The organism is Nonomuraea sp. NPDC050790 (assembly GCF_044456745.1).
Lineage (GTDB): Bacteria > Actinomycetota > Actinomycetes > Streptosporangiales > Streptosporangiaceae > Nonomuraea.
In genome coordinates, this window is sequence record NZ_JBITGF010000005.1 from 337,172 (window position 1) to 361,530 (window position 24,359).

The 24,359-nt window shown below is 72.2% G+C and carries 18 protein-coding genes; 1 reads left to right on the forward strand and 17 read right to left on the reverse strand.

Annotation, left to right across the window (positions count from 1 at the left end; all coding sequences use genetic code 11):
- The first annotated feature begins 49 nt into the window (after positions 1 to 49).
- Complete coding sequence (ileS, locus tag ACIBEJ_RS26830; RefSeq protein WP_397185578.1) at positions 50 to 3,187, forward strand: isoleucine--tRNA ligase; 3,138 nt, start codon at positions 50 to 52, stop codon at positions 3,185 to 3,187.
- A gap of 167 nt (positions 3,188 to 3,354) precedes the next feature.
- Here the strand turns inward: ileS and ACIBEJ_RS26835 are convergent, their stop codons facing one another.
- The 17 genes from ACIBEJ_RS26835 to rsmH all read right to left on the reverse strand — a co-directional run bounded on the left by ACIBEJ_RS26835 (position 3,355) and on the right by rsmH (position 24,324).
- Entirely contained in the window at positions 3,355 to 5,055 is a 1,701-nt protein-coding gene (locus ACIBEJ_RS26835) for a hypothetical protein (RefSeq protein ID WP_397185579.1), read from the reverse strand.
- A gap of 42 nt (positions 5,056 to 5,097) precedes the next feature.
- Positions 5,098 to 5,961, reverse strand: coding sequence for a DivIVA domain-containing protein (locus ACIBEJ_RS26840; protein ID WP_397185580.1), 864 nt, complete (start codon positions 5,959 to 5,961; stop codon positions 5,098 to 5,100).
- Positions 5,962 to 6,062: 101 nt separating this feature from the next.
- Complete coding sequence (locus ACIBEJ_RS26845; RefSeq protein WP_184960716.1) at positions 6,063 to 6,353, reverse strand: YggT family protein; 291 nt, start codon at positions 6,351 to 6,353, stop codon at positions 6,063 to 6,065.
- A gap of 83 nt (positions 6,354 to 6,436) precedes the next feature.
- Entirely contained in the window at positions 6,437 to 6,940 is a 504-nt protein-coding gene (locus ACIBEJ_RS26850; RefSeq protein WP_397185581.1) for a cell division protein SepF, read from the reverse strand.
- A gap of 117 nt (positions 6,941 to 7,057) precedes the next feature.
- A complete protein-coding gene (locus tag ACIBEJ_RS26855) occupies positions 7,058 to 7,753 on the reverse strand; it encodes a YggS family pyridoxal phosphate-dependent enzyme (RefSeq protein ID WP_397185582.1) in 696 nt (231 codons plus the stop codon).
- 179 nt (positions 7,754 to 7,932) lie between these two features.
- Positions 7,933 to 9,369 (reverse strand): cell division protein FtsZ, encoded by a 1,437-nt coding sequence (ftsZ, locus tag ACIBEJ_RS26860; protein WP_397185583.1) that lies wholly within the window; start codon positions 9,367 to 9,369, stop codon positions 7,933 to 7,935.
- A gap of 984 nt (positions 9,370 to 10,353) precedes the next feature.
- Complete coding sequence (locus tag ACIBEJ_RS26865; protein WP_397185584.1) at positions 10,354 to 11,016, reverse strand: cell division protein FtsQ/DivIB; 663 nt, start codon at positions 11,014 to 11,016, stop codon at positions 10,354 to 10,356.
- A complete protein-coding gene (murC, locus tag ACIBEJ_RS26870) occupies positions 11,013 to 12,416 on the reverse strand; it encodes a UDP-N-acetylmuramate--L-alanine ligase (protein WP_397185585.1) in 1,404 nt (467 codons plus the stop codon). Before murC ends, ACIBEJ_RS26865 begins: the two co-directional genes overlap by 4 nt.
- Positions 12,417 to 12,464: 48 nt before the next feature.
- Entirely contained in the window at positions 12,465 to 13,541 is a 1,077-nt protein-coding gene (gene murG / locus ACIBEJ_RS26875) for an undecaprenyldiphospho-muramoylpentapeptide beta-N-acetylglucosaminyltransferase (RefSeq protein WP_397185586.1), read from the reverse strand.
- Positions 13,542 to 13,554: 13 nt separating this feature from the next.
- Positions 13,555 to 14,838: a putative lipid II flippase FtsW gene (gene ftsW / locus ACIBEJ_RS26880; protein WP_397185587.1), complete on the reverse strand. Its 1,284-nt coding sequence runs from the start codon at positions 14,836 to 14,838 to the stop codon at positions 13,555 to 13,557.
- Positions 14,835 to 16,208 (reverse strand): UDP-N-acetylmuramoyl-L-alanine--D-glutamate ligase, encoded by a 1,374-nt coding sequence (gene murD / locus ACIBEJ_RS26885; protein ID WP_397185588.1) that lies wholly within the window; start codon positions 16,206 to 16,208, stop codon positions 14,835 to 14,837. Before murD ends, ftsW begins: the two co-directional genes overlap by 4 nt.
- On the reverse strand, positions 16,205 to 17,263 hold the full coding sequence (gene mraY, locus ACIBEJ_RS26890; protein ID WP_397185589.1) for a phospho-N-acetylmuramoyl-pentapeptide-transferase: 1,059 nt from the start codon (positions 17,261 to 17,263) through the stop codon (positions 16,205 to 16,207). Before mraY ends, murD begins: the two co-directional genes overlap by 4 nt.
- Positions 17,260 to 18,702 (reverse strand): UDP-N-acetylmuramoyl-tripeptide--D-alanyl-D-alanine ligase, encoded by a 1,443-nt coding sequence (murF, locus tag ACIBEJ_RS26895; RefSeq protein WP_397185590.1) that lies wholly within the window; start codon positions 18,700 to 18,702, stop codon positions 17,260 to 17,262. The genes mraY and murF overlap by 4 nt, the downstream gene beginning before the upstream one ends.
- Positions 18,699 to 20,219, reverse strand: coding sequence for a UDP-N-acetylmuramoyl-L-alanyl-D-glutamate--2,6-diaminopimelate ligase (locus ACIBEJ_RS26900; RefSeq protein WP_397185591.1), 1,521 nt, complete (start codon positions 20,217 to 20,219; stop codon positions 18,699 to 18,701). Before ACIBEJ_RS26900 ends, murF begins: the two co-directional genes overlap by 4 nt.
- A 40-nt stretch (positions 20,220 to 20,259) precedes the next feature.
- Positions 20,260 to 22,599, reverse strand: a complete 2,340-nt coding sequence (locus ACIBEJ_RS26905) for a penicillin-binding transpeptidase domain-containing protein (protein ID WP_397185592.1) — start codon at positions 22,597 to 22,599, stop codon at positions 20,260 to 20,262.
- On the reverse strand, positions 22,596 to 23,381 hold the full coding sequence (locus ACIBEJ_RS26910; protein WP_397185593.1) for a hypothetical protein: 786 nt from the start codon (positions 23,379 to 23,381) through the stop codon (positions 22,596 to 22,598). The genes ACIBEJ_RS26905 and ACIBEJ_RS26910 overlap by 4 nt, the downstream gene beginning before the upstream one ends.
- Entirely contained in the window at positions 23,365 to 24,324 is a 960-nt protein-coding gene (rsmH, locus tag ACIBEJ_RS26915) for a 16S rRNA (cytosine(1402)-N(4))-methyltransferase RsmH (RefSeq protein WP_397186096.1), read from the reverse strand. The genes ACIBEJ_RS26910 and rsmH overlap by 17 nt, the downstream gene beginning before the upstream one ends.
- Positions 24,325 to 24,359 lie beyond the last annotated feature (35 nt).

The window sequence follows — 24,359 nt, forward strand, 5'->3', positions numbered from 1 at the left end:
CCCTTCACGCACCTGTCAGCTCGTGACCAGCGTGGAGGTCCCGCCCGAGATGTCTTCCCACTCTTTCCGCTCTCTTCCCGCGCAGGTCGACCTGCCCGCGCTCGAGCGCGAGGTCCTCGACCGCTGGCGTGACGGGAAGATCTTCGAGCGCTCGGTGGAGCAGAACGAAGGCAACCCGTCGTGGGTCTTCTACGAGGGCCCGCCCACCGCCAACGGCCTGCCCGGCGTCCACCACGTCGAGGCCCGCGTCTTCAAGGACCTGTTCCCGCGCTACAAGACCATGCGCGGCTTCAGCGTCCCGCGCAAGGCCGGCTGGGACTGTCACGGCCTGCCGGTCGAGGTCGGCATCGAGAAGGAACTCGGCCTGTCCGGCAAGAAGGACATCGAGGCGTACGGCATCGCCGAGTTCAACGCCAAGTGCCGCGAGTCCGTGCTGCGCCACGTCGACGCCTTCGAAGAGCTCACCGAGCGGATGGGCTACTGGATCGACCTGTCCACCGCCTACCGGACCATGGACCCCGACTACATCGAGTCGGTCTGGTGGTCGCTGAAGGTCATCTTCGACAAGGGCCTGCTGTTTCGCGACTTCCGCATCACGCCGTACTGCCCGCGCTGCGGCACCGGCCTGTCCGACCACGAGCTGGGCCAGCCGGGCGGCTACGAGACCGTGTCCTCGCCGTCGGTGTACGTGCGCATGCCGGCCACCTCCGGCCGCCTCCAGGAGCTCGGCGCCTCGCTGCTGGTCTGGACGACGACGCCGTGGACGCTGGTGTCCAACACGGCCGTGGCCGTACACCCCGACGTGACCTACGTCGCGGCGCGCACCGCCGACGGCGAGGTGCTCGTGGTCGCCGAGCCGCTGCTCGGCGTGCTGGGCGACGGCGCCACCGAGGTGGCCCGCTTCACCGGCCGCGAGCTGGAGCGCACCTCCTACACGCGCCCCTTCGACCTCGTCGACATCCCCGGCGCGCACTACGTCGTGCTCGGCGACTACGTCACCGTCGAGGACGGCACCGGCCTGGTCCACCAGGCGCCCGCGTTCGGCGCCGACGACCTCACCGTCTGCAAGCGCTACGGCATGCCGGTCGTCAACCCGATCGGCCCCGACGGCCGCTTCCTCGACGACGTCCCCATGGTCGGCGGCCAGTTCTTCAAGGACGCCGACGAGGGCCTGACCGAGGACCTGCGCGCCCGCGGCCTGCTGTTCCGCGGCGGCCACTTCGAGCACAGCTACCCGCACTGCTGGCGCTGCCACACCGCACTGCTCTACTACGCGCTGCCCTCCTGGTACATCCGCACCACCGCGGTCAAGGACCAGATGCTCGCCGAGAACGAGAAGACCAACTGGTTCCCCGACACGATCAAGTGGGGCCGCTTCGGCGAGTGGCTGCGCAACAACGTCGACTGGTCGCTGTCGCGCTCGCGCTACTGGGGCACGCCGCTGCCGCTGTGGGTGTGCACCGCCGACGAGAGCCACGTCACCTGCGTCGGCTCCCTGGAGGAGCTGGGCGAGCTGGCCGGTCAGGAACTGTCCGCGCTCGACCCCCACCGCCCGTTCGTCGACGACGTGAGCTTCCCCTGCCCGACCTGCTCGGCCGAGGCCAGGCGGGTGCCGGACGTCATCGACGCCTGGTACGACTCCGGCTCGATGCCGTTCGCCCAGTGGGGGGCCCGCGGCAAGCCGGAGGGCGTCTACCCGGCGCAGTTCATCTGCGAGGCCACCGACCAGACGCGCGGCTGGTTCTACTCCCTCATGGCCGTCGGCACGCTGACCTTCGGCCAGTCCTCCTACGAGAACGTGCTCTGCCTCGGCCTCATCCTGGCCGAGGACGGCCGCAAGATGAGCAAGCACCTGGGCAACGTGCTGCAGCCCATCCCGCTCATGGACCAGCACGGCGCCGACGCCCTGCGCTGGTTCATGGCCTGCTCGGGCTCGCCCTGGGCGGCGCGCCGGGTCGGCCACGGCACGCTGGAGGAGATCGTCAGGAAGGTCCTGCTGACCTACTGGAACACCGCCTCCTTCTTCACCCTCTACGCCAACGCCTCGTCCTGGACGCCGCCCCAGGACGCCTCCCCCGCCGCCGAGCGGCCGCTCATCGACCGCTGGGCGCTGGCCGAGCTCCACCGCACCGTCGCCGAGGTGAGCGCGGCGCTCGACGAGTACGACACCGTGCGGGCCGGGCGCCGGCTGGCGGAGTTCCTCGACGACCTGTCCAACTGGTACGTGCGCCGCTCGCGCCGCCGCTTCTGGCAGGGCTCGCAGGACGCCTTCGCCACGCTGTACGAGTGCCTGGAGACCGTCACGCGGCTCATGGCGCCGATCACCCCGTTCGTCACCGACTACCTGTGGGACGTGCTGCGCCGGGAGGGCGAGCCCGCCTCGGTCCACCTGACCTCGTGGCCGGCCGTACGCGAGGACCTGCTCGACCCCGCGCTGTCGCAGCAGATGGCGCTGGTGCGGCGGCTGGTCGAGCTGGGCCGCTCGGCGCGCGCGTCGTCCGGCGTCAAGACCCGCCAGCCGCTCGGCCGGGCACTGGTCGGCGCGCACGACTGGCCCGCGCTGCCGCACGAGCTGCGCGAGCTCATCGCCGACGAGCTGAACGTGCAGACGCTGGAGGACATGTCCGGCTACAGCGCCGACCTCGTCTCCTACACGGTCAAGCCCAACTTCCGCGCTCTGGGCAAGCGGTTCGGCTCCCAGACCAAGCTGGTCGCCGCCGCCGTCTCCGCCGCCGACGCCGCCTCCCTAGCGCGCACCCTGCGCTCCGGGGGTACGGCGCCGCTGGAGGCCGGCGAGCTGGGCACGGTCGAGGTGGGCCCGGACGACGTGATCGTCACCGAGCAGCCGCGTTCCGGCTGGGCGGTGGAGACCGGCGCCGTCGACACCGGCACCGGCGAGACCGTCGCCCTGGACCTGGCCATGACCGGCGAACTGCGCAGGGCCGGGCTGATCCGCGAGGTCATCCGCCTCGTGCAGGACGCCCGCAAGTCGAGCGGCCTGGCGATCACGGACCGGATCGAGCTGTGGTGGGCGGCCGAGTCCGCCGACCTCGCACAGGCGCTGCGCGCCGACTTCGGGCTGGTGGCCGACGAGGTCCTGGCCGTGTCCGTCACGGAGGGCTCCTCCGCCGAGCCGGTGTTCACCGACACCGACCTGGGCCTGACCTTCCAGCTACGCCGCGCCTGACCACCTCGGACAAGAAGACGCGGTCCCCCTCACCCGGGGGCCGCGTCTTCTCGTGTCAGGGGCCACGCCTTGTCCCGGCCGCTTGGAAGGCGGCGTCATCTTGTGCCCGCCAGGAGGCGCCGTCATGGTCCGTGCCGGCGGCCCTGTGTCCCTCTCGGTGTCGCGGGCTAGCCGACCGATTCGCGGTCGTTCTGGCAGACCGAGCAGCTCGTGAGCCCGGCGGCTTCGGCCTGGGCCAGCGTCATCGTCTCGACGCCCGTGTCGCCCGCGCCGCGGATCAGGGGGCAGGCGGTGCTGTGGTAGCGCCGCGTGCCGACGATGACCTTGACCGTGCCCGGCCGCTCGTCCTGGGCGGGCTCACCGGCCTCGTCGCCGGCGGGCCGCTTGCCGCCTTCCTGCCTGTCTCCGGAGGCGGCGGGCCGTGGCTTCCCTGGCCCGTCGGCTGCCGCGGGCCGCGGGCCGGACTCTCCGGCCGCCGAGGGCCGGGGGCCAGGCTCTGCTGCCGAGGGCCGCGGGCCAGATTCTCCGGCCGCCGAGGGCCGTGCGCCGGACTCCCCTGCTGCCGGGGGGCGCGGGCCGGATGCGGCGGGCCGCTCAGGCTTGCTCTCCGGGGGCGCGGGCTTGGCGGCGCCGTTGGTGGTCGAGGGGCTGACATAGGGCGCCACACGGGGCCCTGACGGGCTCTTGCCGGTGGACCTGCCCTCGTCGGCGACCGGCGCCTCGGGCCGTCGTCCCGCGCCGTTGTCACCCGGTCCCGAGGACTCCTTCGCACCGGCCGGCGCCACCCGCTCGGGCTTCTCGTCCGCAGACCGCGCCGGGCCGCTGGGCTCGCCTTCCGCGCCCATGGCCGCGCTGGGCGGGGTGCCGGGCTTGGCGGACGGCTTGCGGGTCTGGTCCTGCGGGGCGCTGGTACGGCCGGTCGGTGGCTTGGCCGGGGACTCCATCGCGGGCAGGCGCAGGTGCGGGTTGGTGGTCTCGGCGTCGGACTCGTCGTCCGGTCCCGGGGTGGGCGGGGTGTCGTCACCCGCCGTGGGCGGCTTCGCCGTACCGGGAGAATCGCCCGCCGTGGGCGGCTTCGCCGTACCGGGGGAATCAGCCGCCGTGGGCGGCTTTGCCGTACCGGAGGAAGAGGCTTTGGGGGCGAACCAGCCGCCAGGCTGGTCGGGCCCGGACTCCGGGGTGGGGGTGGAAGCGGCGGCGGGGGCCGGCTTCGGCGCTGCGACGGGGCCCGGAGGCCGCAGGTCGCGGGTCGCCTCGGAGGGTTCCGCCGGAAGCTCGGCGGAGACGGTCCTGGTCTCCGGCGAGGCGGCGGGCTGGGGCGTGGCAGGCTCGGGGTCGGCGGCAGGCGGCAGTTGCCGTCCGCCGAGCGCCGCGTCGGGAAGGCAGCTCGTGCAGGGGGTGAACCCCTCCTCGCGCGCCTCCTCGAAGGTGAGCTCTTCGTGATCCCGTCCGATGAGCTGCCGGCAGCCCGCTACGTGGTAGCGCTTGCGCCCGGGGATCACCAGGACGATGGCGTCCGGGGAGATCCCGCGTGCCGCGGGCCGGCGGGGAGCCGGGGAAGGAACGGTCGCCGTCTGCTGGAACGTCTGGGGACGCGGAGGAGACGGCGGCGCTCCCGCGGGAGCCTGGTCGGAGTGTGGCGGCTGCGGGTACCCGAACTTGGGAGGCTCGGGAGGGGTGGCCGTGGCCCCGGCACGCCCGCCGGGGAACAGCTCATGACGCCGCAGCAGCGCCCCGATCACCAGGAACAACGCGGAAAGCACGCTCACCACGATGGACCACATGATCAGGAACGGCTTTGCCAGCACGAAGCCCGCGATCAGAAGTACGACCGCCGCGAGCACCAAACCAGCACTGATAAGGATCACTAGGGGGCTCTCTCGAGTGACGGGTCCTGTTGACCCGCTACTTTACCGGCGGTCGTTGTGCGGGCCGTCGGCGCCGGGGAAGGCGCCCTGGGGAGCCTCGCCGCCGAACGGGCTGGGACCGCCGGGAAGCGGCTGCTGACCACCCTGGGGAACGGCGTGCGACATGGCCGGTGCTCCGGGGTTGGAAAGAACCGGGAACCCGCCGCTGCCCTCCGCGGAGACGTTCAGCTCGGCGAGCTGGTTCTCCAGGTAGAGCTTGAGGCGGCTGCGGTACTCGCGCTCGAAGCTGCGCAGCTCCTCGACCTTGCGCTCCAGCTCGTCACGGGTCTGGACGAGGGAGCCCATGGCCTGGCGGTGGCGCTCCTGCGCGTCGCGCTCCAGCGTCTCGGCGCGGGCACGCGCGTCACCGATGACCTGCTCGGCCTGGCGGCGAGCCTTGGTCAGGATGTCGTCGGCCTCGCGGCGGGCGCGGGTGACGGTCTCGTCCGCCTCGCGGCGGGCGTCGGCGATGGCCTGGTCGGCCGTCTGCTGGGCGAGGGCGAGCACGCGAGCGGCGGTGTCCATGTTGTCCTCGGCGGGAGGCATGTTCATGGCGACCGGCTGGGGCTGCGGCTGCATGGGCGGCGGCTCGGGGGCCCGCATGGGCTCCGGCTGCGGGGGGAGCTGCATCTCGGCCTTGGGCTCCTGCACGGGGGCGGAGGCCATGGGCATGTTCATGCCGCCGGGCACCTTCCCACGCAGGCACTCGGCCAGTTTGGCGCGTAGCTCCTCGTTCTCTTGGATCAGGCGGTCAAGCTCAGCCTCCACCTCGTCGAGGAAGGCGTCGACCTCTTCCTCGTCGTAGCCCGGCCGCAGCCGGGTGGTACTGAACTGCTTGTTCCGCACGTCAGCGGGCGTCAGCGGCATCTTTTGGTCTCCTTGGCGCGCTTGGAGTCTGTCCGGAGGGGGCAGACCGAATCACTTCAGCGCGGACACGAGTCGGTTCTCGACCGGACCTCGCAGGCCCGTCATCTGGCGAGTGACCCAGCGATCTGGATCAGGATCAGCACCACGATGAACAGGACTGTGAAGCTTAGGTCAAAGGCCACCGTACCCAACCGGAGGGGAGGAATGAAACGGCGGAGAAACTTGAGAGGTGGGTCCGTTGCGGTGTATGTGGCCTCAGCGAGGACCAGCACGACGCCGGAGGGCCGCCACTGCCGGGCGAACGCCTGCACCGTCTCAAAGATCATTCTTCCGATGAGCAACACCAGATAGAGGGACAGGACAACCACCAAGATCTGACCTACGATCCCCACGGCGTGGCCGCGCCTCCACTTCTGATGAGCCCTCCCGTCGGTCTCGGCGAGACCAGGTTGGGTCCGATAGGCATACAGAGACTCTAACTCTGGTTGAAGAATCCGCGTTCCGCGATTCGAGCCTTGTCCTCGGCGGTCACCTCGACATTGGCAGGGGACAACAGGAACACCTTGTTGGTAACACGTTCAATGCTGCCATGTAGGCCAAAGACCAGACCTGCCGCGAAATCCACAAGCCGCTTGGCGTCGCTGTCAACCATCTCGGTCAGATTCATGATGACCGGGGTCCCGTCGCGGAAGTGCTCTCCGATCGTGCGCGCCTCGTTGTAGGTGCGCGGGTGGAGTGTGGTGATCCTCGCGAGGTCGGTGGTGCGCCGCTCCAGCACCGTCGTCGCGGGCCTCGGCGCGGGCACGCCGGGATCGGTCTCGTCGTCGCGGTCCTGGACCGCGACGGCCCGCTCCTCGCCGGTCCGCGGTGACTCCTCCTCGTACGGAGGGTCGTAGTCCGCGTAGGCCTCGTACCTCTCGTAGCGGTCGTCCTCCACGAGACCGAGGTAGACCGCCATCTTGCGCATCGCGCCGGCCATACTACGTCGTCCTCCTGCTCATGGTCGCACTCGCTCGGGCGGGGACCCGAGGCGGTAGCCGTACCCCCTTGGAGCTCACCGCAGATCGACCTCTACTAAGACCCACTTGAGGGGACATTACCTGACGAAGGGCTTGCGGCGACCGAGCAACGCCGTACCGACCCGCACGTGTGTCGCGCCGTGGGCCACAGCCTCGGACAAATCCCCGCTCATCCCCGCGGACACCATGACCGCCCCCGGATGCCGCGCCTGGAGCGCGAGCGCGATCTCCCGCAGCCTGCCGAACGCCTTGCCCGGATCCTCCCCCAGCGGCGCCACCGCCATGACCCCGCCCAGCCGCAGCCCGCCGGCCGCGGCGATCACGTCGGCCAGCGCCGGAACGTCCACCGGCCGCGCGCCGCCGCGCTCCGGGTCGTCGTCGAGCGCCACCTGCACCAGGCACGTCACCTCGCGTCCCGCCCTGACGGCCTCCTTGGAGATCGCCGTGGCCAGCCGTTCGCGGTCGACGGAGTGGATCACGTCCGCATACCTGACCACCGACCTGACCTTGTTCGTCTGCAACTGGCCGACGAAGTGCCAGGTCAGCGGCACGTCGGCGCACTCGGCCGCCTTGCCGGCGGCTTCCTGGTCGCGGTTCTCGCCGACGTCCCTGACGCCGAGCCCGGCGAGGATCCGCACGTCGGCGGCGGGATAGGTCTTGGTGACCGCGATCAGCGTCACCTCCGCCCGGTCCCTGCCCGCCGCCTGACACGCCCGCGCGATCCGCGCCTCCACCTCGCCCAGCCGCTCGCCGATCTCCGCCTCGCGCGTCACGTCACACCCTTCTTCCCGGTACGGCACGCCGCCGCAACCAGGACAGAACGCTACTCCAGGCCAGGGCAGAGCCTCGCACGTGAGTTCGATCACTCTTGCCCGCCACCGGCGTGTCGCGCCCCCCGGAGACAGCGGTGCGCCCGCACCGGATCCGGCACGGGCGCACGTTGTGTCCGCTGTTACTTGAGGAAGTCGGGGACGTCCAGTTCCTCTTCCTGCTCCTCGAAGACCACCGGGCGGCGCTTGGCCGGCTCCGACATCCGGGAGTTGATCGGCGTCGGCGGGTTGGGGGGCTCGGGGGCGGGGCGGGGGATGGAGACCGGGGCGGGCGGCTCCTCCGCGACCGGCTCGACCGCGGGGGCCACCTGGGCGGCGGGCGGCTCGGGGGTGTGGGTCTCGGCCGGGCGGACGGGCTCGGGCTTGGGCTCGGGCCGCGGTTCCGGCCGCGGCTCGGGGCGCATCGGCTCGGCGCGCAGTTGCGAGTACGGCACCGCCTCCGGGCGCGCGGGCTCGGCGCGGGCCGGCTCGGGACGGGCGGGCTCGGCACGCGGCGGCGCCACCGGCTCGGCCTTCACGCTGGGCGGCTGGACGCCGCTCGGGCGCACCGGGGCCGAGGCCTGGGCGGTGGCCGAGGAGGCGGCCGGCCGTACGGCGGCCGGGGGCTGCTTGGGCACCTCGTCGAAGCCCGCGGCGATGACGGTCACCCGCACCTCGTCGCCGAGCGCGTCGTCGATGACCGTGCCGAAGATGATGTTGGCGTCGGGCGCGGCGGCCATGGAGACGAGCTGGGCGGCCTCGTTGATCTCGAACAGGCCCAGGTCGGAACCGCCCGCGATCGACAGCAGCACGCCGTGGGCGCCGTCGATCGAGGCCTCCAGCAGCGGGCTGGAGACCGCCATCTCGGCCGCCGCCACGGAACGGTCGTCGCCACGCGCGTGCCCGATGCCCATGAGGGCCGAGCCGGCGCCGGACATGACGGATTTCACATCCGCGAAGTCCAGGTTGATCAGACCGGGCGTGGTGATCAGGTCCGTGATGCCCTGGACACCGGACAGCAGGACCTGGTCGGCCGCCTTGAAGGCGTCAAGCACGCTGACCTGGCGGTCGGAGATCGACAGCAGGCGGTCGTTCGGGATCACGATGAGGGTGTCGACCTCGTCGCGCAGCGTCTCTATGCCGGCTTCCGCCTGCGAGGCCCTGCGCCGCCCCTCGAAGCTGAACGGCCTGGTCACCACGCCGATCGTCAGCGCTCCAAGCGACCTGGCGATGTTGGCCACGACGGGCGCGCCGCCGGTGCCCGTGCCACCGCCTTCGCCGGCCGTGACGAAGACCATGTCGGCGCCCTTGAGCACCTCCTCGATCTCTTCACGGTGGTCCTCGGCCGCCTTGCGCCCCACGTCGGGGTTGGCGCCCGCGCCAAGTCCGCGCGTGAGCTCGCGGCCCACGTCCAATTTCACGTCGGCGTCACTCATCAGCAGCGCCTGGGCGTCGGTGTTTATCGCGATGAACTCGACGCCCTTGAGTCCCTCTTCGATCATCCGGTTGACGGCGTTGACTCCGCCGCCGCCGATGCCGACGACCTTGATGACCGCGAGGTAGTTCTGCGGTGCTGCCACGACGAGGGGCCTTTCCGCTCGTTGACTTGCCATTTCGGTGCGGATTGTTCTCCGCCATTTCTCACTTCGGGTAACTCTCAACCTCAGGTTGAGATTTAGATTTATGTCAACCTGAGGATTGATACGGACAGTAGGAGTTACGCTCCGGGCGGGTCAACTAACCGCGCCGCAAGCACGTCCGGCGTGTCGCGGGCTGTCCGATTCGCTCCCGTGTCATGCCTGGCCGGGCTCCCGTCCGGGATACAGACTCTCACGCTCCACCCCCCGGATCGGACAGGCTCCACCCATTCTCCTCCCAAACCCTCACCACCCCAAGCCGCCCAACCCTGCCCTGCCACTACCACACACCAGACATTCCACGCCTACCGCCTCCCCCACCCCCGCCGGACCAGGCCCAAGACCCCCAAGAGCCCGGCAAGCGTCCAGACCACCCGGCAACCCGCCACCAGCCCACCGGCCACCCCTGCCGGACACCCCCTTGGGCAGACGCCGTCGGGGTCGGGCGGGCATGACACCGGACCCTGACCACGGGAGTTGCCACGCCGAAGGAGCAGGGCGACAACGCACCACCCAGCAGCACCGCCACACCCGGCAGGACCTCGGCGCGGCGGAACCGCGAACAAGAGATGGCGAAGCAGCCGCGACGACCAGGGCAAAGGCATGGCGAAGCGGACGCGGTGCACACGGCGTGGCGGAGCGGGTGCGGCGGGCAGAGGGTGTTGGCCGGGGTGGGCGGGTGTGTTCGGGTGGGGTGGCCGGGGGCCGGGTTGGGGAGGCGGGGGTCAAGCGGGGCCGTGACGGCGGGGACCACGTCCGACGTGAGAAGCGATCCCCCCGACCTGCCTCAGCCCACGTCGGCGGGTGGCGTCAGCCTGGCCCGCCGTAACGGAGAAAGAGCCCGAAGCCTGGCCCGCCGTAACGGAGAAAGAGCCCGAAGCCTGGCCCGCCGTAACGGAGAAGGGGCCCGAACGACAAGACGGACGGTCACTTGAGCGTGACGACATCCGGCGAGCTGACGTCGTAGACGTCGGCCTTGCGGGATAGCAGGGACAGCAACACGGCCGCCTTGTCCTCGCCCCGGTCGGAGCCGCCCCACACCACGGTCCGCCCGTCGTTGAGGCCGAACGTGATGCCCTCGGCCGTCGGCGCGCGCACCGTCTTGACCTTCCCGGCCAGCGTGTCGGGCAGTGTGCTGACGACCTTGAGCGCCGCCAGCGTCACCGGGTCCGTAGGGCTGGGCCGGCCCATGTGCAGCACCGGCAGGTGCGGCGGCCCGATGTCGCGGATCTCGGTCACCACCCCCTGCTTGTCCACCAGCGCCGCCTTCCCGCCCACGGGCAGCACGGCGACCGGCTCGCGTTCGGCGACGGTGATCTCCAGCGTGGACGGCCACACCCGCGCGGCCTTCACGGTCGCGAGCTGCCGGATGCCCAGTACGCGGCTCTCCACCGCGGCCAGGTCGACGGTGGCCAGCGGGTGCAGCGCGGCGACCGCGGCCTGCTGCTCGATCCGGTCCGCGGGCACTGTGAGATTCCCCACGATCTCCACATCTCGGACACCAAGGACAGGCGAGTAGAAAACCAGCCAGACCGCCGCGCCCACCACCCCGGCGGTCAGCAGCCCGATGAAGGCGGTGCGCGCCCTCACCGGGTGGACAGCTCCGCGACGATCTGCGGCCCGAGCTCGGTGACGTCGCCCGCGCCCATCGTCAGCACGATGTCGCCGGGACGCGCCTTCTCGGCCACCAGCGCGGGCACCGCGGCCTTGTCGGGCGCGTAGTCCACGTGCGACTCGGGCAGCGTCACCCGCCCCGCGACCATCGCGCCCGACACCCCGGGCTCGGGATCCTCGCGGGCGCCGTAGACGTCCAGCACGATCGCGCGGTCGGCCAGCCCCAGCGCCGCGCCGAACTCGTCGGCGAAGAAGCGGGTGCGCGAGTACAGGTGCGGCTGGAACACCGCGATCACCCGCCCGTCGCCCGAGTAGGAGGCGACCACGTCGCGCGCGGCGCGCAGGTCGGCGGCCAGTTCGGTCGGATGGTGGGCGTAGCTGTCGTAGACGGCCACGCCGCCCGCCTCGCCCTTGGCCTCGAAGCGCCGCTTGGCTCCGGTGAAGGCCGCCAGACCGTCCCTGATCTCCTCGAACGGCAGGCCCAAGGCATCGGCCACGGCCACCACCGCGGTCGCGTTGAGCGCGTTGTGCGCCCCGGGAACGGCCAGCCTGACCTCCCCGAGCCCCTCGATCGTGAAGCGCGTGCCGAACCCGTCGGGCCGCACCCCGCTCACCCGGTAGTCGTCGGACTCGGTGCCGTAGGTCCTGACCCGCAGCCCGCGCTTGGCGGCCACCTCGATCAGCGCCGCCGACCCCGGGTCGTCCGCGCAGACGACCAGCAGCGAGCCGACCCGCTCCACGAACCGGTTGAAGGTGTCGTGCACCGCCCGCGGGTCCCCGTAGTTGTCGAGATGGTCCGCCTCGACGTTGGTCACCAGCGCGATGTCCGGCGCGAGCATCAGGAACGACCCGTCGCTCTCGTCGGCCTCGGCCACGAACACCTCCCCGGCGCCCTCGTCCGCGCCGAGCCCGGTGGTGACCAGTTGCCCGCCCACGCAGTAGGACGGGTCGGCCCCGCACTTCTGCAGCGCCACGGTCAGCATCGAGGTCGTCGTGGTCTTGCCGTGGGTGCCGGCGACGGCGACCGCGGTGCGCCCCGCCATCACCGAGGCGAGCGCGGCGGCGCGCGGGATGACCCGCACCCCGCGTTTGAGCGCCTCCCCCAGCTCGGGGTTGGAGTCGCGGATGGCGGTGGAGACCACCACGGTGTCGGCGTCCTTGACGTGGGAGGCGGCGTGCCCGATGTGCACGGTCGCGCCGAGCTCGCGCAGCTCGTTCACCAGGTCGGAGCCGCGGGCGTCGCTGCCGGTCACGCGTACGCCGCGCTTGAGCAGGATGCGGGCGATCCCCGACATCCCGGCCCCGCCGATGCCGATGAAGTGGACTCTCCCCAGGTCCTCGGCGGCGACCGGATCGACAAGCTTGACCATGTTCATCGGTCGTTCACCCTCCACTCCGCTCACCGCGTCGGTCTCGCTCGCAGCTCATTGGGCTATCTCCAACACTTTCCCGGCCAGGGTGCTGTCCGCGTCCTTGCGTCCCAGCCTGGCCGCGGCCTCCGACATGACGGCGACGCGCTCAGGGTCCCGCAGGATGGGCAGCACGTTCTGGATGATCCAATCAGGTGACAAATCGGCATCGTCGGCGAGCAGGCCCCCGCCGCCGCCGACGATGCGCTCGGCGTTGATCCGCTGTTCGCCGTTGCCGTGGGGCAGCGGCACGTACGCCGCGGGCAGCCCGACCGCCGTCAGCTCCGCGCAGGTCAGCGCCCCGCTCCGGCACAGGGCCAGGTCGGCGGCGGCGTAGGCGAGGTCCATGCGGTCGAGGTAGGGCAGCAGCACGTACTGCGGGTCGCCGGGCGGCGGCTCCCGCTCTACGGTGTTCTTGGGGCCGACGACGTGCAGCACCTGCACCCCGGCGGCGCGCAGCGCGGGCGCGGCGGCCAGCGCGGCCTGGTTGATCGAGCGTGCGCCCTGGGAGCCGCCGAAGACGAGCAGCGTCGGCCGGTGGGTCTGCAGGCCGAACCAGGAGCGCGCCTTGTCGCCCATCGACAGCCGGTCGAGCTGGACGATCTCGCGCCGCAGCGGCGTGCCGATGTACTCGGCCTTGGCCAGCACGCACTCGGGGTGCCCGGTGAAGACGTGGTCGGTGAGCTTGGCGCCCAGGCGGTTGGCCAGGCCGGGCCGCGGGTTCGCCTCGTGCACGACGATGGGCACGCCGCGCCGCTTGGCCGCCAGGTACGCGGGCGTGGCCACGTACCCGCCGAAGCCCACGAGCACGTCGGCCCGTACGCGGTCCAGGACCGCGGCCGCCGCGTTGACCGCTCCGGCCAGGCGTCCCGGCATGGTCAGCAACTGCGGGGTGATCGCCCTGGGCAGGGGTACGGCGGGCACGAGCTCCAGCTCGTACCCCCGGGCGGGCACCAGCCGGGTCTCCAGGCCGCGGTCGGTGCCCATGCAGGTGATGCCGATGCCCGGGTCCAGCCCGCGCAGCGTGTCCGCTAGGGCGAGAGCGGGCTCGATGTGCCCGGCCGTCCCGCCACCGGCGAGGACCACCCTCATGATCGGTCACTCCCTAACGTCTCGCTCTGCCCCTGCTCGTTCTTCCCCCCAGGCCAAGCCAGCTTAGAGCCCGAGCGGCCGGTCCGGGGCCACGAGCGGCCAGCGCCTCCCGCGCGCCCGGTTCCTGTTTGGCGAACGACAGCAGCATCCCGAGCGCGGCCAGCGTCGGCAGCAGGGCCGAGCCGCCGTAGGAGACCAGCGGCAACGGGATGCCGGTGATGGGCAGCACGCCGATCACCGCGCCCATGTTGACGATGGCCTGGCCGCAGATCCAGGCGACGACCGCGGCGGCGGCGAGCCGGATGAACGGGTCCTTGACGCGCCCCGCCACGCGCAGCCCGGCGTACCCGAGCAGGCCGAACAGCGCGACGACCACGAGCGTGCCCATGAGCCCGAGCTCCTCGCCGAGGATGGCGAAGATGAAGTCGCTCTCCCCGTGCGGCAGCCAGCTCCACTTCTGCCGGCTGGACCCGAGCCCGAGCCCGAACCAGCCGCCCGAGCCCATCGCGATCTGCCCCTGCACGGCCTGGTACCCGGCGCCCTGCGCCTCGGCCCACGGGTCGAGGAAGGCGCCGATGCGGGCCATGCGGTACGGCTCGACCTTGATCATGATGACCGCCGCCAGCACCGCCACGCCGAGGATGCCGCCGAACAGCTTCAGCGGCGCCCCCACCACCCACAGCAGCGCCAGGAAGATCATCATGAGCACGAGCGTGGTGCCGAGGTCGCGTCCCAGCATGACCATGACGGCCAGGATCGCGGTGCCCGGCATGAGCGGGATGAGCATCTGCCGCCACTCGATCCGCCCCAGCCGCGCCCGGCGGGCCAGCAGGTCCGCGCCCCACAGCGCCAGGCCGAGCTTGGCCGGCTCCGACGGCTGCACGGTCAGCGGCCCGATGTAGATCCAGCGCTGCGCGCCCAGCTCGGAGGAGCCGATGAACAGCACCATGACCAGCGCGATGATCGACAGCACCATGAGCGGGTAGCCCGCCCACCGGAAGAACTTGTGCGGCAGCCGCGAGCACACGTACATCACCGGCACGCCGATGGCCGCCGACAGCGACTGCTTGATGAACCACGAGAACGGGCTGCCGGTCTTGTTCAGCGCCTCGATGCTGGAGGCCGACAGCACCATCATCAGCCCGAGGGTCAGCAGCAGCGCGCTGCAGCCGATGATCAGGTAGTAGGTGGTGAGCGGCTTGCCGAGCAGCTCGCGCAGCGCGCCCATCTGCTCGCGCGCCCACGCCGACGGCCCCTCGACGGCCCCGCGCGGCCGCTCGTCCGTGGTCGCGCTCACGTCCGCGGCTCCCTGCGGCCGTGCTCGTGTACGGCTCGCGCGAAGGCCTCCCCCCGCGCCGGGTAGTTGGCGAACATGTCGAGGGAGGCGCCCGCGGGCGCCAGCAACACGGTGTCCCCCGGGGAGGCGAGCGCTGCGGCTTCGGTGACGACGCGGTCCATCACCCCAGTGTCTTGGTCGGCGATGTCCACCACGGGGACATTCGGCGCGTGTCGCGACATCGCTTCGGCGATCCTGGCGCGGTCCACGCCGATCAGCACCGCCCCGCGCAGCCTCGGCGCCGCCACGCGCACGAGCTCCTCCACGTCGGCGCCCTTGAGCTGGCCGCCGGCCACCCAGACGACCGACGGGTAGGAGGCCAGCGCGGCGGCGGCGGCGTGCGGGTTGGTCGCCTTGGAGTCGTCCACGTAGTCGACCTCGGCGACCCGCTCGACGAAGGCCATGCGGTGCGGGTCGGGGACGAAGTCCCGCAGGCCCTGCCGTACCGCGTGGGCGGGCACGCCGTGGGCGCGGGCCAGCGCTCCGGCGGCCAGGGCGTTGGCCACGTTGTGCGGCGCGAACGGGTGCACGTCGGCCAGGTTGGCCAGCTCGTCGGCGGCGCGCACGGGATCGGGGCAGAAGGCCCGGTCGACGATCAGGTCCTCCACCACGCCGATCTGGCCCGCCCTCGGCACGCGCAGCGTGAACCCCACCGCCCCCGGGTACGGCGCCGCCAGCTCGGCCGCGATCGGGTCGTCGGCGTTGTAGACCACGGTCCCGGCCCGCTCGAAGATCCTGGCCTTGGCGGCGGCGTACTCCTCCAGGGAGCCGTGCCAGTCGAGGTGGTCGGGGGCGACGTTGAGCAGCGCCGCCGCCTGGGGCGCCAGCGAGCCGGACCAGTGCAACTGGAAGCTGGACAGCTCGACCGCCAGCACGTCGTACGGCTCGGCCACCGCCGCCACCACCGGCACCCCGACGTTCCCGACGGCCAGCGCCTTCTCCCCCGCCGCCAGCAGCATCGAGGTGAGCATGCGCACCGCGGTGGTCTTGCCGTTGGTGCCGGTCAGGGCCAGCCAGGGCGCCGCGTTCGCGGACCGCAGCCGCCAGGCCAGCTCGACCTCGCCCACGACCTCCACCCCCGCCGCCAGCGCGGCGGCGATCAGCGGATGGTGGGGCGCCCAGCCGGTGGTGACCAGCCGGGTGACCGACTCGGGCAGTTCCATGGGGCCGAAGCGCACTTCGACGCCCAGCCGGGCCAGCTCGGCGGCGACGAGCCGCTGCCGCTCCCCCTCGACCGCCTCCAGGACGACGACCCGCTCGCCCCGCCCGGCCAGCACCCGGGCGGCGGCCGTACCGGAGACGCCGAGCCCCGCCACACACGTCAGCGTCATGCGCGCGGCATCCACTCCACGTAGAACAGCCCGAGTCCCACGGCCGCGCACAACCCGGCGATCAGCCAGAAGCGGACCACGATCGTGGTCTCCGCCCACCCCTTCAGCTCGAAGTGGTGCTGCAGCGGTGCCATGCGGAAGACCCGTTTGCCGGTCATCTTGAAGAACCCGACCTGGATGATCACCGACATCGTGATGATCACGCAGAGCCCGGCCAGGATGATCAGCAGGAGCTGGGTGCGGGTGGCGATCGCGAGGCCGGCCAGCACGCCGCCCAGCGCGAGCGACCCGGTGTCGCCCATGAAGATCTTGGCCGGCGGGGCGTTCCACCACAGGAACCCGATCAGCGAGCCCAGCACCGCCGCCGCCACCACGGCCAGGTCGAGCGGGTCGCGCACCCAGTAGCAGTTGGGGCCGAGCTGGTCGATGCAGTTGTTGCGGAGCTGCCAGTTGCCGATCAGCACGTACGCGCCCAGGACCACGGCGGTCGCGCCGCTGGCCAGGCCGTCGAGGCCGTCGGTGAGGTTCACCGCGTTGGAGAACCCGACGATCATGATGAGCACCCAGATGGTGAACCCGACGATGCCGATCGAGGGGCCGAAGTCGCGCAGGAACGACAGCCGGGTCTCGGCGGGCGTGATGCCGTACACGTTGGCCTGCTGGGTCACCAGCACCGCGAAGACGGCGCCGACGACGAGCTGGCCCAGCGCCTTGGCGCCCGAGCGCAGGCCGAGGCTGCGCTGCTTGTAGATCTTGATGAAGTCGTCGAGGAAGCCGACCGCGCCGAGCCCCGTCATGAGGAACAGCACCAGCAGGCCCGAGATCGTCGGCGACTCGAACATGACCAGGTGCGAGGCGCCGTAGGCCAGCAGCGAGGCCAGCACGAACACCACGCCGCCCATCGTGGGCGTGCCCTTCTTGCTCAGGTGCGCCTGGACGCCGTCCTCACGGACCTCCTGCCCGTAGCCCCGCCTGGCGAACAGGCGGATCGCGAGGGGGGTGCCGAGCATCGACAGGATGAGTCCCACCGCGCCGGCGATGATGATGTTGGTCACCGCGCGCTCCCGAGAACACGCTCGGCCGTGCGTTCGAGCCCCATCGCCCGCGGACCCTTGACCAGCACCGCGTCACCGGGCATCAGCCACGCCGCGAGCTCCTGGGCCGCCGCCTCCGCGTCGGCCACGTGTACGATCCGCGTCCCCTGCTGTGGGTACGGCCCGGCCGGCGGCGCGCCCGGTGGCGGCGCTCCCTGGGCCGCCTGCCCGGCGGCGGCGAAGGCGCCCTCCAGCACCGGCCCCGCGTCGGGCCCTGCCACGATCAGCCCGGCCAGCCCGGCGCCGCCCGCCAGGCGGCCCAGCTCCTCGTTGAGGGTGACGCTGTCCTCGCCCAGCTCGCGCAGCGCGGCGATGACGGCGAAGCGGCGCCGGCCCTCGCCGATCACGCCGAGCGCCTCGAAGGCGGCCCGCATGGAGTCGGGGTTGGCGTTGTAGGCGTCGTTGACGACGGTCACGCCGTCGTGGCGGTCGGTGACCTCCATGCGCCAGCGGCTGCGGGGCTCGGCCTCCGACAGCTCCTCGGCGATCGTGGCCACCGGCAGCCCGAGCTCGTAGCCGGCCGCCGCGGCGGCCAGCGCGTTCTCGACGGCGTGCGCGCCGTACAGCCGCAGCCGCACGTAGGCGACGCCGGACGGCGTGCGCAGCCGGAAGGCGGCGCGGCCCCGCTCGTCCACGGTCACCTCCTCGGCGCGGATGGCGGCGTCCTCGCCGCGGCCGAAGAACGTGACGCGGGCGTCGGTGCGCCCGGCCATGTCGCGCACGAGCGGGTCGTCGGCGTTGAGGATGGCCACGCCGGTGGCCGGCAGCGCCTCGACGAGCTCGCCCTTGGCCTTGGCGATGGCGTCCTTGCCGCCGAAGACGCCGAGGTGGGCGGTGCCGACGTTGAGCACCACGCCGATGCTTGGCGGCGCGATGCGGGCCAGGTGGGCGATGTGCCCGGCGTCGCGGGCGCTCAGCTCCAGCACCAGGAAGCGGGTGTCGTGGTCGGCCTTCAGGACGGTCAGCGGGTGGCCGATCTCGTTGTTGAACGAGCCGACCGGCGCGATCGTCGGCCCGATGCGGCCGGTCAGGCGGGCCAGCAGGTCCTTGGTGGTGGTCTTGCCCGCAGAGCCGGTCACGCCGAGCACGGTCGCCTGGGGCAGCGAGCCGGCCACCGCCGAGGCGAGCGCCGCCAGCGCCTCCGCCACGTCGGGGACGATCACGGTGGGCGCCTCGACCGGGCGGCTGGCCAGCACGGCGACCGCGCCGGCGCGGACCGCCTGGGCGGCGTACTCGTGCCCGTCGACGTTGGCGCCACGGAAGGCGGCGAACAACGATCCCGGCTCGACCTGCCGCGAGTCGATCACGACGGGGCCGCGCACCACGGCCCTGGGGTCGGCCATGCCCGACAGAGCGCCCGAGGTGATCTCGGCGATCCTGGCCAGTGGCAACGGGATCATTGGTAAACCTTCCTGTGGATCGCTTCGGCGACCACCTCGCGGTCGTCGAAGGGGATCACTTCGCCTGAGATGTACTGGCCCTGCTCGTGGCCCTTGCCCGCCACGACGATCACGTCGCCGCGGCCGGCCCGGCGCACGGCCAGGTCGATCGCCGCCGCGCGGTCGGGCTCAATGATCACATGAGCGCGCTCATGCCGGGGAACGCCGAGCGCCCCCTCCATCATCGCGGCAAGGATATGGAGAGGATCCTCTGTGCGGGGGTTGTCGCTGGTGAAAATGGCCACATCTGCCAGACGCGCGGCGGCTTCGCCCATCATGGGCCTTTTGCCCTTATCGCGGTCGCCGCCGCAGCCGAGCACGATCGTGAGCGTGCCGGCGGTCACCTGGCGCAGCGAACCGAGCACCGACTCCACGGCGCCCGGTTTGTGGGAGTAGTCGACGACCGCCTGGAACTCGTCCTGCGCCGTCGTCACCCGCTCCATGCGGCCGGGAACGCCTTTCAGCGAGCCGACGCCGCTCACCGCGGCCTGCAGCGGCACGCCCGCCTCCACCAGCGTCACGATCGCGCCCAGCGCGTTGGCGACGTTGAACGCCCCCGGCAGCGCCACCTGGGCGTCGGCCTCGACGCCGCCGGGGCCCACGACGCGGAAGGAGGAGCCGTCGGGGCCCAGCCGCACGTCGAGCGCCCGCCAGTCGGCCTGCGGGTCGCCGGTGGGCGAGAACGTCGTCATCGGGATCTTGGCCACCGCCAGCAGCTCGCGGCCATGGGCGTCGTCCAGGTTCGTCACGCCCGCCCGGCTCAGCTCCGGCTGGAACAACCTGGCCTTCGTGGCGAAGTAGTCCTCCAGGTCGCGGTGGAAGTCGAGGTGGTCCTGCGACAGGTTCGTGAACAGGGCCACGTCGTAGAAGACGCCGTCGATGCGGCCCAGCGCCAGCGCGTGGCTGGAGACCTCCATCACCGCCGAGGAGACGCCCTGCTCGCGCATGAAGGCGAACAGCCCGTGCAGCTCCGACGCCTCCGGCGTGGTCAGCCGCGACTCGAAGCGCACCTCGCCCGCCCGGATCTCCACCCCGCCGATCAGGCCCGTGGTGTGGCCCGCGGCGCGCAGCCCCGCCTCCAGCAGGAACGTGGTCGTGGACTTGCCGCTCGTGCCGGTCACGCCGATGACCGACAGGTCGTGGGACGGCTGGCCGTACACCCAGGAGGAGATCTGCCCGAGCAGGCCGCGCGGTTCGGGCACGACCAGCACCGGCAGCCCCGTCGCGACCGCGGCCGCGCGGCCGGCCGGATCGGTGAGCACCGCGACCGCGCCGCGCGCCATGGCCTCGGCGGCGAAGCTCGCGCCGTGGGCGTGGCTGCCGGGCAGCGCGACGTAGAGGTCTCCGCGCCGCACCTGGCGGGAGTCGATGGTGACGCCGGTGATCGCGGCATGCGGCGAACGCGCCGTGCCGGAATCGGCGTCGAGCATGGTGGCCAGGCCGGTCAGCGGGCGCGGCGGGCTGGTCGTGGGACGCATAGACGACGGGGGACGCACGGCGAGAGCGTACCTTCCCCGGTCACTGTCCGGCGCTCAACCGCACCGGAGGCGCGGTCGAGCTTGTGGGCGGGATCTTCCTGCTCTTGATGGCGAACGTCATCACCTGCTTGAAAACGGGGGCCGCGAGCTGCCCGCCGAAGTGGCCCTTCTGCGGGTTCTGCAGCACCGACAGCACCACCAGGCGGGGCGCGTCGGCGGGCGCGAAGCCCACGAAGGATGCGGTGTAGCCGTCGTAGCGGCCCAGCTTCGGATCGTAGCGGTTCGCGGTACCGGTCTTGCCCGCCACGCGGTATCCGGGGATGGCCGCCAGGCCGCCGGTGCCCTCCTCGCTGGCCGCGCTTTCGAGCATCGCGGTGATCTCGCTCGCCGTCCGGTCGCTGACGACCTTGGTCTGCTTGCCGGCCGGAGCCGCCGTGAACCTGCCGTCGCCGCCGGTGGTGCCCGCGACGATCTGCGGCGGCACCCTGACGCCGCCGTTGGCGATCGTCTGGTAGACGCTGGCCATCTGCAGCGCCGTGACCGAGACGCCCTGGCCGTAGGCGATCGTGCAGCTCTGGCTGCCCGACCAGGTCTTGTAGTCGGGCAGCAGCCCGGCCTCCTCGCCCGGCACGCCGCCGCCCGGCCTGGCGCCGAACCCGAACGACTTCAGCATGCCGTGCAGCCGCTGCGAGCCCACCTTGCGCGCGGCCATGATCGTGGCGACGTTGCTGGACTTGGCGATCGCCGTCTGGAACGTCATCGTCTCGGTCGGGTGCGGCTCGGCGTCGCGCAGCGTGCGGTCGTAGCAGCGGATGTTGTCCTTGACGCGGAAGCTCGTCGTCGGCCGGACCGCGCCGCTCTCCAGCGCCGCCGCGGCGGTGATCACCTTGTTGGTGCTGCCCGGTTCGAACACGTCGGCCGCCGCCCGGTTGACGTAGTTGGCCTGGGGGGCCTGGCGCCAGTTGTTCAGGTCGAGCTCGGGGGCGTTGGCCATGGCGACGATCTGGGCGGTCTTCACGTCCATGACGATGACCGTGCCGCTCTCCGCGCCGACCGCCCGCACCTGCTCGGCGATCGACTTCTGGGCGGCCCACTGGATGTCGCGGTCGATGGTCAGCCGTACGTCGCTGCCCTCCACGGGCGCCTGGCGCTGGCTGTGGGTCATCGGGATGCGCTGGCCGTCGCGGCCCTGCTCCACCCGCTGTTTGCCGTCGCGGCCGGCCAGGACCGAGTTCTTGGACTCCTCCAGGCCGCCGAGCCCGGTGCCGTCCACGCCCACGAAGCCGACCAGCGAGCCGGCCAGGTCGCCCGCCGGGTAGATCCGCTTGTACTGCTTCTTCGCGGTCAGCGCCGGGATCTGCGCCTTGAGCAGGCGGTTCGCCACGATCGGGTCGACGTCCTTGGCCAGGAGCTGGTAGCGGGTGGTGTCCTTGGCGAGCTTGGCGGCGATCTCCTGCTCGGGCTTGCCCAGCTCGGCCGCCAGCACGTTCGCGACCTTGGCGCGCACGCCCGCGTGCACCTTCGACGGGTCGATCGCCACCTCGCGGGCCTCGACGGTCATGGCCAGAGCGTGGCCGTTGACGTCGGTGATCGATCCGCGCTTGGCCGGGATCACCTCGGTGATCATGCGCTGGCCGACGGCCTTGGCCTCGTAGATCTTGGAGTCGAGTCCCTGCATCTGGATCAGGCGGCCGGCGAAGATCGACAGGATGAAGGTCATGGCGATCATGCCGATGTTGATGCGGCGGCGCGGGTTGCCGAGCCTGAGCACCAGCGGCGGCCTGGGCGGGCGCGGCGGAATCGGCGGCCGCCGCGGTGGCATCCCGCCCCTGCGCCCGCCTTCCCCGTCTTCCCGCTGCCGGGTTCCGCGCGTCTGGTCGCCGGGCCCGTGCGGCGCGCCGCCACGGGGCCTCGGCACCTCGCTTCTCGTCCGTCCGCCGCCGGTCGCCTGCCTGCCCGGCCGGGTCTCCGTCTCACGGCCGTCCTCGGCGTCGGTTCTGCGCGGCCGGACCCCGCCCTCGCCGTCGCTGTCGGCCCTGCGCGGCCGGGTCCTGCCCTCGCCGTCGCTCCCGGGCCTGCGCGCGTCGCCGTCCCGGCCCTCCTCCGGTGTACGGCGCCGCGGCTCCTGAGCCGGATCCTGGGACGCGCGGCCACGGGAACGCTCGCCGTCACCGGTCCTGGGGCGGCGGCGGTCGTCGGTGAAGGGCAGGTCGAACGGGTCGTCGTCCGGCGCCGGTCGCCCGCCGCCCGCGGGCCTGCCGGAGCGCCCCGCGCCGCCGGCGCCACGCGGAGTACGCCGAGCGGCGCCGGGCCCTCCTTGAGCGCCGGCGCCGCCTGGTCCGCGACCGGGTCCCTGCCCGCGGCCGCCCTGGTCCCTCACCGGTTCGCGCCGCCCACCTTGCTGGAGTCCTCGCTGGCGGGGGTGATGACGTTGGGGTCCTTCCAGTCCGGCTCGAGCCCCTGCCGCGTGCCCGCGTCGGCGATCTGGCCGGGCTGCTGGCGGCGCTCGATGTCCACGCCGAGCTGCTGTTTGCTGAGCTCGAGCTGGGCGATCTCGGACTTCAGGTTGCCCGCGCGGATGGAGTCCTGGGCCAGCACGGTGTTGAGCAGCAGCAGGCTGACCAGCCCGCCGCCGAGCAGCCCGAGCACCAGCACGATGAAAGGACCGCGCTGGCGCCGCGCCGGCCCACGCCGAGCGCTGCCCGGCCGTCGCGCGCCCTGAGGCCGGGCAGCGCGCACCCGCGCCCCGTCGGCCCCCGGCGCACCGGCGCCGCGCCCGTCGCGAACCTCGTCGCCCTGACGCGTCAGCAGAGCACCGGCCTCCTGGCCGGCGACCTCCTCACCACGCCGGGCGGAGACACGCTCACCGTCCTGCGGCGCCCGCACGGCGCGCTCGCCCGCGTCCTCGGCACGCCGCGCCCGCCCGGCCGGACCCCGGCGGGCCCGCGAGGTGGCCGCCCGCTCGTCGCGGGGCTCGGCACCCTGGCGGGACCGGGAGCGCACGTCGCGGGGCTCGTCGGCGTGGTCAAGGGTGGAGGCGGCGGGACGCGGGGGCGGGACGGGCTTGGCCGCCGAACCGGACCTGCCGGCACCGCTCTTCGACGTGCCGGCGCCGCGTGCGGGCGCGCTCCTCCTGATCTCCTGCTCAGTCCTCGTCGTCAACACGGATCCTCTCTGCCGCCCTCAGCCGGGCCGAGGTCGCCCGCGGGTTGCGGGTGACCTCTTCTTCACTTGGGAGCTCCGCTCCCCTCGTCAGCAGGCGGAACCTCGGCTGGTGAGCCGGGAGCGGGACGGGCAGCCCGGGCGGGCTGGTGTCCCTGGTTCGCGCCGTGAGGACCTGCTTGGCCAGCCGGTCCTCCAGGGAGTGGTAGGCGAGCACGACGACTCGCCCACCCAGCGCCAGCGCGTCGAGGGCGGCGGGCAGCGCCGCCTCCAGGGCGGCGAGTTCCGCGTTCACCTCGATGCGCAACGCTTGAAAAGTCCTCTTGGCGGGGTTTCCCCCAGTGCGCCGGGTAGCGGCAGGAATCGCCTCTCGGACGATGTCGGCCAGCCGCTTAGTCGACGTTATGGCCTCCTTGGCCCTTTCCTTGATGATTAGGCCCGCGACACGCGGTGCGAACCGTTCCTCTCCGTATTCGCGGAGGATGCGGGTTAGCTCCCCAGCCGAGTAGGTATTGACCACCTTCTCCGCTGTGAGCTCCTGGCTCGTGTCCATCCGCATGTCGAGCGGAGCGTCGTAGGAATAGGCGAAACCGCGCTCGGCCTCGTCGAGCTGCGGCGAGGAGACGCCCAGGTCGAACAGCACTCCGTCGACCTTCTCACGGCCCAGCCGCGCGAGCACGGAGGCCAGCTCGTCCGAGGTGGCGTGGACGAGCGAGGTCCTTCCGGCGTACGGCGCGAGCCGTCTGGTGGAGAACTCGACCGCGTAAGGGTCGCGGTCGATCCCCACCACGTGCAGTGCGGGGTGGGCGGCGAGCAGGGCTTCCGTATGGCCACCGAGGCCGAGGTTGGCGTCGACGACGACGGGCTGCGCACCGGTCAAGGCCGGCGCGAGCAACTCCAGAACGCGCTCGAGCATCACCGGAACGTGACCGCTGTCTGCCATCTCTCCAACCCCCCTCTCGCGTCCTTGCTCGCGGA

Excerpts from the sequence above, each read along its gene's own strand:
- ileS (WP_397185578.1), top strand. The coding sequence starts at position 50 with ATGTCTTCCCACTCTTTCCGCTCTCTTCCCGCGCAGGTCGACCTGCCC.
- ACIBEJ_RS26840 (WP_397185580.1), bottom strand. The coding sequence starts at position 5,961 with ATGCCGCTGACGCCCGCTGACGTGCGGAACAAGCAGTTCAGTACCACC.
- ACIBEJ_RS26850 (WP_397185581.1), bottom strand. The coding sequence starts at position 6,940 with ATGGCCGGCGCGATGCGCAAGATGGCGGTCTACCTCGGTCTCGTGGAG.
- murC (WP_397185585.1), bottom strand. The coding sequence starts at position 12,416 with ATGAACATGGTCAAGCTTGTCGATCCGGTCGCCGCCGAGGACCTGGGG.
- murG (WP_397185586.1), bottom strand. The coding sequence starts at position 13,541 with ATGAGGGTGGTCCTCGCCGGTGGCGGGACGGCCGGGCACATCGAGCCC.
- murD (WP_397185588.1), bottom strand. The coding sequence starts at position 16,208 with ATGACGCTGACGTGTGTGGCGGGGCTCGGCGTCTCCGGTACGGCCGCC.
- murF (WP_397185590.1), bottom strand. The coding sequence starts at position 18,702 with ATGATCCCGTTGCCACTGGCCAGGATCGCCGAGATCACCTCGGGCGCT.
- ACIBEJ_RS26900 (WP_397185591.1), bottom strand. The coding sequence starts at position 20,219 with ATGCGTCCCACGACCAGCCCGCCGCGCCCGCTGACCGGCCTGGCCACC.
- rsmH (WP_397186096.1), bottom strand. The coding sequence starts at position 24,324 with ATGGCAGACAGCGGTCACGTTCCGGTGATGCTCGAGCGCGTTCTGGAG.